The sequence below is a fragment of the Haladaptatus sp. AB643 genome (assembly GCF_024136975.1).
GTDB lineage: Archaea > Halobacteriota > Halobacteria > Halobacteriales > Haladaptataceae > Haladaptatus.
Genome location: NZ_JAMYJW010000003.1, coordinates 351007 through 363388, shown reverse-complemented (window position 1 = coordinate 363388; position 12382 = coordinate 351007). Strand labels below are relative to the sequence as shown.

Annotated in this window: 15 protein-coding genes; 4 read left to right on the top strand and 11 right to left on the bottom strand. The window is 61.4% G+C overall.

All coding sequences use genetic code 11. The annotated features are described in order from the left end of the window. The first annotated feature begins 32 nt into the window (after positions 1-32). Entirely contained in the window at positions 33-956 is a 924-nt protein-coding gene (locus NKF25_RS08975; protein WP_253226339.1) for a manganese-dependent inorganic pyrophosphatase, read from the top strand. Positions 957-1022: 66 nt separating this feature from the next. Here the strand turns inward: NKF25_RS08975 and NKF25_RS08970 are convergent, their stop codons facing one another. Next, positions 1023-1229 (bottom strand): hypothetical protein, encoded by a 207-nt coding sequence (locus tag NKF25_RS08970; protein ID WP_253226338.1) that lies wholly within the window; start codon positions 1227-1229, stop codon positions 1023-1025. A gap of 150 nt (positions 1230-1379) precedes the next feature. On the opposite strand from NKF25_RS08970, the gene NKF25_RS08965 reads away from it, so the two are divergent. Both NKF25_RS08965 and NKF25_RS08960 read left to right on the top strand, forming a co-directional pair. After that, positions 1380-2051 (top strand): hypothetical protein, encoded by a 672-nt coding sequence (locus NKF25_RS08965; protein WP_253226337.1) that lies wholly within the window; start codon positions 1380-1382, stop codon positions 2049-2051. Between the two features lie 158 nt (positions 2052-2209). Beyond that, positions 2210-2452: a hypothetical protein gene (locus tag NKF25_RS08960; protein WP_223301512.1), complete on the top strand. Its 243-nt coding sequence runs from the start codon at positions 2210-2212 to the stop codon at positions 2450-2452. A gap of 6 nt (positions 2453-2458) precedes the next feature. Here NKF25_RS08960 and NKF25_RS24200 read toward each other — a convergent pair whose 3' ends face one another. The 10 genes from NKF25_RS24200 to NKF25_RS08910 all read right to left on the bottom strand — a co-directional run bounded on the left by NKF25_RS24200 (position 2459) and on the right by NKF25_RS08910 (position 9909). After that, entirely contained in the window at positions 2459-3094 is a 636-nt protein-coding gene (locus NKF25_RS24200; protein WP_303647126.1) for a helix-turn-helix domain-containing protein, read from the bottom strand. Between the two features lie 58 nt (positions 3095-3152). Then, positions 3153-3308: a hypothetical protein gene (locus NKF25_RS08950; protein WP_253226336.1), complete on the bottom strand. Its 156-nt coding sequence runs from the start codon at positions 3306-3308 to the stop codon at positions 3153-3155. Between the two features lie 74 nt (positions 3309-3382). Further along, positions 3383-4750, bottom strand: a complete 1368-nt coding sequence (locus tag NKF25_RS08945) for a dihydrolipoyl dehydrogenase (protein ID WP_253226335.1) — start codon at positions 4748-4750, stop codon at positions 3383-3385. 60 nt (positions 4751-4810) lie between these two features. Beyond that, complete coding sequence (locus NKF25_RS08940) at positions 4811-5233, bottom strand: twin-arginine translocation signal domain-containing protein (protein ID WP_253226334.1); 423 nt, start codon at positions 5231-5233, stop codon at positions 4811-4813. Beyond that, positions 5230-6258: a hypothetical protein gene (locus tag NKF25_RS08935; RefSeq protein WP_253226333.1), complete on the bottom strand. Its 1029-nt coding sequence runs from the start codon at positions 6256-6258 to the stop codon at positions 5230-5232. The genes NKF25_RS08940 and NKF25_RS08935 overlap by 4 nt, the downstream gene beginning before the upstream one ends. Then, positions 6251-6466, bottom strand: coding sequence for a DUF4177 domain-containing protein (locus NKF25_RS08930; RefSeq protein ID WP_253226332.1), 216 nt, complete (start codon positions 6464-6466; stop codon positions 6251-6253). Before NKF25_RS08930 ends, NKF25_RS08935 begins: the two co-directional genes overlap by 8 nt. Positions 6467-6500: 34 nt before the next feature. Next, on the bottom strand, positions 6501-7424 hold the full coding sequence (locus NKF25_RS08925; protein WP_253226331.1) for a TylF/MycF/NovP-related O-methyltransferase: 924 nt from the start codon (positions 7422-7424) through the stop codon (positions 6501-6503). A gap of 65 nt (positions 7425-7489) precedes the next feature. Further along, the gene (locus NKF25_RS08920; RefSeq protein ID WP_253226330.1) at positions 7490-8602 is read right to left on the bottom strand and encodes a GNAT family N-acetyltransferase; all 1113 of its coding nucleotides are present in this window, start codon (positions 8600-8602) and stop codon (positions 7490-7492) included. Between the two features lie 79 nt (positions 8603-8681). Then, a complete protein-coding gene (locus NKF25_RS08915) occupies positions 8682-8954 on the bottom strand; it encodes a helix-turn-helix domain-containing protein (protein WP_253226329.1) in 273 nt (90 codons plus the stop codon). Positions 8955-9033: 79 nt separating this feature from the next. Continuing rightward, positions 9034-9909, bottom strand: coding sequence for an amidohydrolase family protein (locus NKF25_RS08910; RefSeq protein ID WP_253226328.1), 876 nt, complete (start codon positions 9907-9909; stop codon positions 9034-9036). Positions 9910-10076: 167 nt separating this feature from the next. Between NKF25_RS08910 and NKF25_RS08905 the strand changes: the two genes are divergently transcribed. Further along, entirely contained in the window at positions 10077-12092 is a 2016-nt protein-coding gene (locus NKF25_RS08905; RefSeq protein WP_253226327.1) for a right-handed parallel beta-helix repeat-containing protein, read from the top strand. Positions 12093-12382 lie beyond the last annotated feature (290 nt).

Here is a 12382-nt window from a genome sequence, read left to right as displayed (position 1 = left end):
CGTTCATACAATTGGGGAAACGATGTACCCATATGCCAGAATCGACCTACGTCATCGGTCACCAACAGCCAGACACTGACACGATCTGCTCTGCACTCGCCTACGCAGGGCTGAAACAGGCACAAGGAACGGACGCGATTGCCGCACGCGCCGGTGAACTGAACCCCGAAACCCAGTTCGTCTTGGAACGCTGGAACGTCGAGAGTCCGACCCTCCTCGAAGACGCGGACGGGGAGCAATTGATCCTCGTCGATCACAACGAGTACAGCCAGACCGTCTCCGGGGCGCGGGACGCGGAGGTCGTCGAAGTCGTGGACCACCATCGGATCGGCGACGTGAAAACCAGCGGTCCGATCTTCTTCCGAACCGAACCGGTCGGCTCCACTGCTACCATCCTCACGGAACTGTACGACGAGGCGGACGTGGAGATCGACTCCCAGACGGCCGGTCTCCTCCTCAGCGGACTGCTGAGCGACACCGTGGTTCTTCGATCCCCGACGACGACAGAGCGGGATCGAGTCGTCGCCGACCGACTCGCGGACATCGCGGGCGTGGATTACGAGGAGTACGGAAAGGAACTGCTCCAGCGGAAGAGCCAACTCGGCGAGAAAAGCCCACGGGAGATGGTGGTGGGCGACTTCAAGGAGTTCGAGTTCGGCTCGGAACTGGTCGGTATCGGACAGGTAGAAACGGTCGAACCGGACGTGGTGTTGGAACAGCGCGAGGAAGTGCTCGCCGCGATGGACGACGTGACCGAGGAGCGGGAGTACACCGTGTTCCTGTTGCTCGTCACGGACCTCCTGGAGGAGGACTCCACCGCACTGGTCGCCGGAGACGGTGTGGACACCGTGGAAGCGGGACTGGATGCGACGTTCTCGGACCGCGAAGCGTTCCTGCCCGGCGTGATGTCCCGCAAAAAGCAGGTCGTCCCGCCGCTCGAAGACGCGTTCAACTGATTCGACGGCAGGGGTTTTGAGTGCCCCTCGTTCGTTATTTTGTGCATCCCCGTGTTGTCACGCTCGTCAGCTCTCGCTCTCGTCGAGCACGTCACTGATTCGGTCCGGTTGGAACGCCTCGTCCGGCATCGCGTCGAACCACGCGGCGTCCTTGATCGTTTCCCCCTCGATTCCGAGTTCGTCGCCGACGGTTCCATCGTCGGCCGCGATTGCGTGGTAGAACACGGTGTACTCCCCGTCGGCTTCGAGGAGTCGTTCGATGTATTCGTCCATGTTTCACGAGATCTGTCGGTCAGTACGAATGCATTGTGTACGACGGTCCCGACGAACATCGGACGAATCGTTCATTAACTCAATCACGTTTCAGCTGATAGTTCACCGATCCATTTAACGGAACGGAGAACCAGAGTAACACGAACACAGATGGTCCTCGATTCCTTCACGACCCTCGCCGTGGCGCTGGCGGTCGTCGTGGGTCTCGCGTTCACGTACTTCGGCTACTCCTTCGTGACGCAACTCACGTCGCTCGTCGGCGGCCTCGGCGGTGCCCTGTTCGGTAGTTTCGCCGCACGAACGCTCGCCCCCGGATTCGGCATCGCTCCGCACGACATGTTGCTCGTTTCGCTGGTCGGCGTCCTCATCGGCGGGTACATCGGTAGTCGCTTGGCTCGCTCCGCACAGCGGTTCGCCATCGTCGGCGTCTGCGTTATCGCCGCCGCGTCGGTCGCCTACTCGTCGTTCAGCGGCGGTGGTGAACTGGGAGGTCTCTCGGTTCCGTTGCTTTCCGGAACAGTCGACCCGGTCGTCGGGTCGCTGTTCGTCGCCGCCGTCGTGGGTATCCTCGTCTGGCAGTTCTACCTCCCGTTCCTGACGGTCGTGACGAGTCTCCTCGGCGCGACCATCCTCCAGGAACTCGCTCGCCAGTGGGGCGACATCCTGCCCGTCTTCCACGCCAACGTGTGGTCCACGCTCGGGTCCAACGAGGTGCTCTGGTTGCTCCTCGTCGGGTCGGGCATCCTGATCCAGTATCGGCGCTATCGCAAGGTTGGATCCTACCGGCGTCTACGGCGACTCTCACCCGGCCGAATCCGGTGAATTCGGCCGACCCCATGTTTAATCCTTCCACTTGTTGATAAAATATTTTCACATTATTCGCGGATTTTCACCACAAAGCTTTCACCAAAGGTTGTGGAAGAGAGTATCGAACTCACATGTCCATCTGGCTGGTCTCATACAAGTTCCGAGATGGAAGTGTGGTCCGCCGTACCCTCGACGCCCAGTCGATCAACGAGGCGTACGACGTATCTGCCCTCCCAGAGACGCTCGGCGACCGAGTCCTCGATTCGATAGATATCGAGGAACGGGAGTCGTCGAACGTTCTCGGAACATCGATCCGATTCGGTAGCGAGGAAGAGTGCACGCAACCAACGCCCCAGAAGACGGTGGCCGAACCCGCCGGGCAGACACGAACCATCGCCCAGCGGGATACCTCGTGACCCCGTTCAGTCGGCCGATTCGGCGAAGAACTCCTTGACGACCGTCTCCTCCGCACGGTGAAGCACGACGCTCGCCGTCGATTTGCTCACGTCCAGCGCGGTGGCGAGGTCAGTGAGCGAACAGTCACGTGGGGTGTCGTAGTACCCTCGTTCGAGCGCTTCGGCCATGAACCGCCGTTGCCGGTCCGTCAGCAGTTCGGTCGAGTCCGTCGATTGTGTGACCGAGACGACTTCGAAGGCGAAGCCGGTGGCTTCCAACTCGTCCCTGAAGTCCGACAACCGACCCTGTGTCGTCGTCAAGTCCGTGAGTATCCACCCGTCCTGCACGAGGAGCGGGAACTGCGGTAGGTTCCCCGACGAAAAGACCGCACGGAGCGGCGGCGGGACGAACGGCAAGAGGTACTGAATCAGCGCCGTGTGCTCGTCGGCGTGGAGCACCTCGTAGGACATGGGACTGCGTTCGAAGAGGTCGACGACGGCTTCCGGATTCGCCATCGTCGCCTCCAAAATCACGTACAACCCCTCCTCCGTCGGGTAGTTACTCAGGATTCGGAACTCGTCGTCCGGGTGGTCGGCCGTGAACCCGAACAGGTCGAACGGCCGGGTTCCGGGCGGTTTGAACTTTACGCGGGCTTTGGGCATGGTTAGGTCTCGGTTACTGCTGATTTAGTCGCATCTGCGGTACTGGCGCGTGGATTCCCTACGTTTCACGAGTGGATACGTCGTTCGTGCCCTGACGTATCGTGGACGACCACGGTGCAAGCGGTCCGCCGAGGTGAGTGACGGCCGCCAGCAGGAAGGTGTTGCCGCCCACAATTACGGGTGCAAAAACGGCAGTGACGCGGGGTCGTTCCATGTCGAAACGGAGGGTGTCGACCACCGTCCCAGTTCACGCGAACATGTTCGACCGAACGGTTCGGGTATCGCGTTTCACCGGTATTCGACGTCTTCGAACGCTTTCAGCACGACCTTGCTCAGTGCCGGATGGATGTGAATCGTCCCGGTCACGTCGTCCACGGTTCCCGAACCGCTCGCCAACGCGAGGAGGACTTCGTGAATCAGCGTCGAAGCGTCCGGCCCGACGATGTGACAGCCCAGAATCTCCCCGTCCGGTGCGGCGAGTACCTTGACGAACCCGTCTCGGTCCCTGAGCGCGTTCCCCATCACCGTGTCGCGGTAGTCACAGCGCCCGACGGCGTACTCTTGTCCAGCCTCCTCCAACTCCTCTTCCGTTTCTCCCGTGCCCGCCACCTGCGGCGAGGTGAAGATGGCGTGACCGATGCCCGTGTAATCGACCGCCTCGCCCTTCCCATCGAGAGCGTTTTTGACGACGTACTTGGCCTCGTGGTCGGCGGCGTGTTTGAAGTGGTAGGGTCGGATGCAGTCCCCGTGTGCCCAGACGTTTTCGGCGCTGGTCTCCAGATACTCGTCCGTCTCGACGTACCCTCGTTCGTCGAGGTCGATATCGGCCGCGTCCGGGTCGAGTCGGTCGGTGTTGGGTCGGCGACCGGTCGCGACGAGCAACTCGTCGGCGGTGACCGCGATGGGTTCCCCGTCGTCCGACGTCGCGGTGACCGTCACCTGTCCGTCCGCCTGCGTGACCGCTGTCGCCTCGTAGCCGACGTGGACCGTGTGCCGGCGGCGGGCGATTTCGGTGAACGTCTCGGCAACCTCACGGTCTTCGGACGGAACGAGCACGTCGCTCCGACCGATGATGGTGACGGCCGTTCCGAGGGCTTCGTAGAAGTAGCCGAGTTCGGCGGCGATGTAGCCGCCGCCGATGACGACCAATCGGTCGGGCCGCCTGTCGAGACGGAGTGCATCCGTACTCGTGAGGTAATCCACGTCGTCCAGTCCGTCGATGGGTGGAATCGCGGGACGCGCTCCGACGGCGACCACGACTTTCTCCCCCCGGATTTCCTCGTCACCGACGCGGAGGGTACGCTCACCGACGAATCTGGCCTCGTCCCGATACAGCGTGATGGTCTCGCGCTCCTCGATGGCGTGTCTCAGTTCGTCCGATTTTCCGTCGGTCATCTCCGTCACTTCGTGGACGATTCGTGGGAAGTCGATACGGTCGAGGTCGGCATCGATACCGAACTCTCCGGCGTGTCTGACCGTCTCCGCCACGTCCGCGCGGTGGATAAGCGTCTTCGACGGGTTACAGCCACGATTGACACACGTCCCGCCGAGCGGGCCGCGTTCTATCAGTGCCACGCTTTCCCCCCGGTCCGCGGCGGCGAGCGCGACTTTGTTTCCGGTTCCCCCGCCGATGACAACGATGTCGTAGTCATCCATTTCGTTCACCTCGAACCCCTTACGGCGGGGGTGATCAAGAACTTCCGCACCGACGAAACGCTACAGAATCTTGTTCCCGCCGACGGTCACCGTCACCGAATCGACCGTTTTCCCGTCGTAATCGACGGCCGAGAGGGTGGATTTCCCGACCGGGACGAACACCGTCTTCGAGGTTTGTCCGCTCTGGACGGTGCCGGTGTCGAACTCGCTCCCGCTCGAACTGATGACCGTGAGTTCCCGAACGCCGTACTCCGTCGTCGCCGCAGGGGTGAGACTCACGCTCGCGCTCACCCGGCCGCTGGCCCACGGTTCGCTGACCGAGACCTTCTCGAAAATCTTCGATTCGTCCGTCCCCGAAACACGTGCCTTCGGGTCGAGCGTCACGCAACCGCTCGTCCCGACGAGTCCGGCCGCGGCGACGGCACCGAGGAACGTTCGACGTGAACGCCGATTTTTCGATTCGCCCGCGTCGTTCCCCGTCATCGCTGTGAATCCCTCAGGATGAGCGGCCCGATGGCAAGCGTCCGTTTTGCGACCGTCGCGATGCGGAGGATGTAGGAGACCAACAGCATGAACGGGATGAGCGACACAGTGAACGCCCCGGCGACGACCAACAGGATATCCGAAAATCCGAGGGTCGTGCCGGTGAACGTCCCGCTTCCGACGAAGGCGAGCATCGACCCCGCAACGAACAGTGCGGGAACCGCGGCGTACAGAATCAACTGCGAGAGGTCGATGAGCGCCCACTGAAAGTAGAGCGTCTTGATGTGCTCGCGCGCCGGGCCGAACATCGACAACGAGGTCTTCAACTGCTCGAACTTCCGGTGTTGGTCGTCGGAGAGGTCGTCCCCGTACTCGTCGCGCATCCGCTCGACGTGGAAGATTTTCCACGAGTAGTTGAAATCGAGTGCCGCGAACAGCACGTCGAAAGTGCCGAACTTCGCGCCGTCGAGTTGCTCTTTGACCGTGTCGGCGTTCCCCGTGAGGCTGTCGATGAACTCGTCGAGTTCGTCGAGCAGGTCGCTGTTCCCGTCCTCGCTGACTGCGTCCCGAAGTTCGTTCGCCCGAAGTTCGGTCGTGTCCAGTATCTCCTGGAGGAACTTCGACGGGTCCGAGGGCGTCGTGTGGCCGATCATCTCGCTGACGAAGCCTCGGAAGTCCATGGCGTCGCTCATCCGTCCCCGTTGATCGCCGAGCGGGCCGTTCTCCTGTGAGATGACCAACTGGGTGATGGTCACGACGAGCGTCGTCGCGGTGATGTTTGCACCGAGCAGGGTCGAGAACATCGTCTCGATGGTGTCCGACGTCGCGATTGCGGATTTCAGCGGCGGATACAGAAACGTCCCGGCGAGGACGAACGCGATGAAAAAGAGCACCGCCATCGACCCCGTGATGACGAGCCGTCGTGCCCCGAGGACGAGCCAGAGTTTGATTCGACTCTCGCCCGCCCGCTCGCGCATCGTGTTCGCGGTGCTGATCTCGTTGTCATTGTCGTCTTTCTCATTCATCTTCGTCGTCGTCACCCCTCCACGCCGGTCGCTTGAAGACGAGGTATTTCGTCCCCCCACCGACGTACTCGATCGTCGTCACCAACTCCCAGCCGTCTTCACCGAGTTCGTTCAGGTCGTTGATGGGGTCGATGGATTCCTTCTTCGTACTCCCCCGCGGCGGCCTGATGGTGTGGTACTCCCACTCCCGTTCATTTCTGTCTCGCATTCACTCTCTATTACTCGGTCAAGTCGAACGAGAATCATTGTTGTGGCCCGGTCTCCCCGTCCCGTTTTCGGATTATTTCGACACAATTTTCGTCTTCTCCGTCTTCAGCGACCAGTTCGTACATCGAGGCTGTCGGGTCCTTGACTATATATCCGAGCAAGCTTCCGAACCCGTTGTGTTCGGGATGCAGTCCGAGACCGCTTCCCGCACCGACCAGTCCCGGCGGTTCCCTGTCGAGCGTTTCCCGCCACCAGTCCGCGTCGAAGAACAGCGTCGATATCTCCATGTGTTTCACGTCGTGTGTAAAACAGTAGCCGCCCGACACCAACAGCGGCCAGAGGTGTTCGAGACAAGTCTCGGCCGATTCCCGCAGTCCGACGTCGAGAAAGACGAGCGCACACGGTTCCTCGAAGGAGGGCATCGAACGGTCGAAGTATCCGGGGTGGAACCGACAGACGGAGATATCCCCGTAGCGGGCGATGTTCTCCTGTACCTCCTCTATCGGAGCGCCCCACGAGTCCTCGTCGTACGTGTGGACCTGCTCGGATTTGATCAGTGTGTGCTCCCGGTCGTTTTCGTTCGGTTCCGGCATTCCCTCGAAGGAGTCGAACACCTCCAGCGGCCGGTCACAGAGTCCGGCGACGAGCGAAAGGTTGGCCGTGCTACCACCTTTGTAGCAGCCACATTCGACCAGACTCCCCTCCACGTCGGGCGGTATCGTCAGTACTTTCGTGGCGATAACGAGGTGTTCCAGAAACGTCGAACCGGTTTGTATCTCGACGTTGTTCCGTGCCATCCTCGCGGCCAAGACGACCTTGTCCAAGAATCCGACCCCGTACTCCGCTCCGGTTTCGGGTCGAAAGAATTCGGCGAGGACGACCGGCATGCTCGCCACCAAGAGGGCGAATCGGTACAGTCGGGAGATCGCAGCAATCGCGGCTCGAGCGGTTTGCTTCATGTGTCGCCAACGTTCTCGACAGCCGAGTTTTGTTATGGTCCTTCCGAGCCATCGGTAAGGGGTTCCTACGCGGTATCCCGCTCGGCGAACGAGATGTGCCAGTTCGACCGCAGTCCGAGACGGGTTCCCCCCACACTCCAGCCATCGTCATCGAGCGGGAGCGCGACGAGGCGGCAGTCGAAGTCGGAGAGCCACGAGAGGGGCGGTCCCGCGTCGCCGACGAACCCGAACCGAATCAGTACCTCCGGGGGAATCGTCCCGTTCGTGACCGACACGAGGTCCGCGTCGGCGTAGTCGCGGACGATTCGGGCGAGTAGCGCCACGAACGCGTTATCCCGCGAGTCGCCGCCGACCATCGGGACGGCGTCCGCGAGTTGAACCACCGTTACGCCGTCCGACGTCGTCCGCTTTCGTACCACGATTCCGGCGACCGGGTCGCCGGAATCGGACGCGACGTACGTGGTCCGTTCCCATTCGGGGCTCGAAAATCGCCACCGGTAGAACGTCTCGTCGCGGAGGGCGTGAATCGCCTCGGGCGGGTTCGTCGCGTACAAGTCGGCGAGGACTCCGGCTTCGACCCCCGAACGACGGGCGATGGAAAACGCCTCGGAATCTCCCACCGCGGAGCGATACAGGCCGTGAACGTCGTTCGTGAGCGGGAGAACGTAGTCGAGAAACCCCGATCCGACCCCGTCCTCGTCGCCCAAAAACGCAGTCGGGTTCTGAATCCGGTGGTAGGTCTCGCGGTCGCCGACGATTTGCCACCCGAGTTTGAGGTACCCGGGTCGGGAACGCTGGTTCGGGAAGTTGAAGAAGAACGCCGGTTCGCCGTCGCCGTAGTGGTCGATGGCGTGGCTGGTCATCCGCGTGAACAGCCCCTGCCGCCGGTGGTCCGGGTGGACCATCGTATCCGCCGGTTGCAGCGCGAGAACGGTCCCGGAACCGACGCGCATGCGAAACGCGAGAAACGGTCGGGCACCGACGATTTCGCCGTCCTTCTCCACGACCAACACCGGAACGTGATCGACGTACGGATTGTCCACGTATTTCCACCGGAACCACGCCTCGTTCCGGCGTCGGTGGAAGACGGCCCGGTCGAGCGAGAGGAACCCGGACAGGTCGCTCGGCTTGTACCAGCGAACGACGTACTCGTCTTCGACTCGGTTTAGTACGGACATCGGCTTACGAACTGGGTTCCCTCGTTCCGTACATAGTTATGTGGAGGAAGAACGTTCGACTGGGTTCCGTTACTGTCCATCACAGGATTTGCTCGCCGATGGAACTGCCATCGAAATCGGCTCGGTTTCGGGGGGAAAATCCGTTCCGCCCGTTTCGAACCAAATCACGCTCCCGGAGGATACGCAGGGAACTGTAGAGTTCCAAATATCCGATCCCCAGCGTATCGTGTATCGTCTCGACCGTCGCGCGGCCGACGACGGACAGATAGAGGTACACCAGTTTCGTCCGCGGCGAAGGAAGTTCGGTCAGGGGAGGGGCCTCCAATTCGAATACCGCACGGTCTTCGATCATTACGGCACGTCACGGTCGAACCGCCTTTGTTATACGTCGCCTGAAATCGGCGGCTTGCGGAGAGTATGACGCTCCCCGCTCAGAGGTCCAGGAATTCCTCCGCGTTCTCCCAGAGGATTTTGCGCTGTACGTCATCAGGGAAATCCAACTCCTCGAACTGGTCCAGCCACTTCTGCGGTCGAATCATCGGGTAATCGGTCCCGAACATAACCTTGTCCTGCAACAGCGTCTTCGCGTAGTGGAGCACCTGGTCGTCGATGTACTTCGGGAGCCACCCCGACAGGTCCATGTAGACGTTGCCCTTCTGCTGGCAGATGGCGAGTTGCTCTTTCTCCCACGGGAAGGCAGGGTGGGCGAGCAGGATTTGCAAGTCGGGGTGTTCCGCGGCGAGGTCGTCTATCATCATCGGGTTCCCGTACTTGATCTTGAGTCCACGGCCACCGGGTGCGCCCGCGCCGAGCGTCGAGTTACCGCCGTGGAAGACGCAGGGCACGCCGAGGTCCTCGATGGTCGAGAACAGTTCCTCGTGTTCGGGGGCGCTCGGGTCGAAGCCCTGTGCGATCTGCTGGAACTTGAACCCCGAGAGGTCGAGGTCCTCGACGACCCGGTGGGCTTCTTCCACACAGTCGTCCTTCAGCGGGTCCACGCTGCCGAAGCCGATGAAGAAGTCGTCGTACTCGTCGCGGATTTCGGCGACGTAGTCGTTCGGCACCGGCGGGTTGCCGGTGTTCGTCTCGGCGTCCCACCCGAGCAGGATCGTTCTCCCGATGCCCGCCTCGTGGTACTCCTCGACCAGCGAGTCGTAGGTGTCCGTCTCCATCTTCGCGCCGAACTTGTTCGCCGCGTCCTCCATCATCTTCCCGCCCGCGTCCTCCAGAAACTCCTTCGTCGGTTGGTGGGCGTGCGTGTCGATGATTCGTGGCTCGTCCTCCTCGGCGAGTACGTCGAGCGTCATACCTGAGAGTTCGCAGGAGAGGTGAAAAAGATGGACGACACGGAGCTAACCGTCGGATGGAACCGAAGATCGATGGATGTAGCTATATCACTACTGACAATGATTACTATTTTTAGTAATAAAATCACGAATTGATTTTATGGATTATTCTTCCCTCTCTGTTGAAGATGCCCGAGACTCCCGACACACCTGACACACCCAGCGAACGAACCGCGACGCTCCACCGGCGGACGTACCTCAAAGCCGCGACCGGCTCGCTGGCCGCGGCTGGTACGTTCACCGGGCTAGCCACCCCGATTACCACGCCGGACGACGCGGACACGGATTCATCCGACCTAACCGACCAGACCGTGACCGCCGACGAGTTCCAGTACGATACCACCTACGACGTGGTGGACGACCTCGGGATGGACCCCACCGGCGAGGAACCGATCGACGACATCCTCGGAAATCACTTGGAGAGCAACACGAAGTTGGAGTTCCCGCAGGGGACCTTCCGCGTCACCGAGTATACGTTCGACTACGGAAACGGACTCCACGACTTCGGGATGGTCGGCGTCGAATCCGGCGCGACTATCGTCCTCGACACGCCGGACGACGTCACGTCGAGTTCCGGTGCGTCGTGGCTCTCGCTCGGCGGGAGCGGGTCGTCCAACATCCAGTACGAAGGCCTCCGTCACGAGGTCGGAAACGCGCCCGAAGCGCCGAGGATGCAGATCAACGTGGACGACGGCCTGTTGGTGCGGGACCTGCGCCATCGCGGCGTCCACGACGGCTCGAAAGGCCCGTTCATCTTCGGCATCTTCACCGAGGACGGATCGGGACTCATCGACGGACTCCACGCTCCCGACGGCGCACCCGACGGCAGCGGTGCGGTCGGCCTCTTCGTCCACCAATACACGAAAGGGAGCCTCGAATGCAGGGACTGTTGGATCGAGGGGTTCCCGAACAACGGCCTCTACGAGTCGAAAAAGAGCACCGGGACGGTGACGGTGAACGGCGGACTGTACAAGAACAACAACATCGCGAACGTCCGCCTCGCCGGGTCGGGCGGCACGGTTCGGGATTGCTGCGTCGTCGTCAAAGAACCCCATTCGGACCCGGATTTCCCGACGAACATGCGCGGCATCTGGCTGTTCGCCGACGACGCGACGGTCGAGAACTGCGACGTGGTGCAGGTCGCCGACGCGGCGAGCGACGGTGGTATCGTCGTCGCCGGAAGCGGAACGACCGAGATTCGGGACACGAGGATTCGAATCCGCACGGACGACACGGCGGCGATGTACGCCGTGAAGCCGGAATCCACGCCCGCGCCGGTCGTCTGTTCCGGCGTCGAGGTAAAGGGCGATGCCGATCACACGGGAAGCGGGAATCCAGGCAGCGCCGCACTTCGTGCCTTCGGGCGACCGAACTCCGTCTTCTGGTCCTGCTGTGTGAAACAAACCGGCAACGACCGGGACGGCGTTCTCCTGCAGTACTGTGACGGAAGCAAAGTGAAGGGGAGTTCGTTCGACGTGACCGGGGACGCCATCGTCCTCGATCACTCCAGCGACGTGATACGAAAGAACAACTCGGTCGGCACCACTCGATGTGCCCACCCATCGTGTCCGGACGACCTGAACACGGCGATCGATCGGTTCGACGACGACACCCTCTCTGCGTATTCGTTCGACCGGGGCGAATCCGGGGCGAGCGTCGTTTCCTCGCCGACTCGAAGCAGGGGCGGCGCGCTCTCGGTCGGGGACACGGTCACGGAGATGACGAGCATGGACGGTCTTCCGGCGTATCCCGCGGCGGGCGACACCGTCAGTTACTGGCTTCGCGGCGACGGCGGCGCAGCGGACGTAAACCTCTCGTACGGCGTCCAAAACGATTCGAGTCGGTATTTCGTCCGCGTGGACATCGCCAACGCCGACCTCATCCTCTTCCGATACGAGAACGGGACGGCCCACCGACTCGGGTCGAATTCGACGGGCTACACCCTCGCGCAGAAGACATGGTACGAACTCGTCGTGGACTGGAGCGAGGACGGAAACCACATGGCGACGCTTCGGGACGCCGACGGCAACCGCATCGCGCACGTCGGGGGAAGCGACGCGACGTGGTCCTCCGGCGGCATCGGCTACGACGCGTATCTCGACTGCGGCCAGCGGGCCGTCTTCGACGACGTGGCGTTGCGGTAAACGGGGAACGACAGGTGTCCCGGCCACGAGGGCCGTTTCCGAACGAGTCGAACTATGTTCTCACAATCTCCATTACCCACAAACCAGATGTACACCATTTAAACATATATCTATATTAAAATTCTTTTAACTTAATCGAATAAGTTTTAACAGAGAAATTAATATCCTTTCCTATGGTTGGAAAAGAGTCGAATGATGTCGCCGCACCATCTCGAACGCGCCGCTCGTTTTTACGCCGTACCGGTCTTGTCGTCGCAGGGACTTCCACTGTACTCGCTACTGAAAGTGCG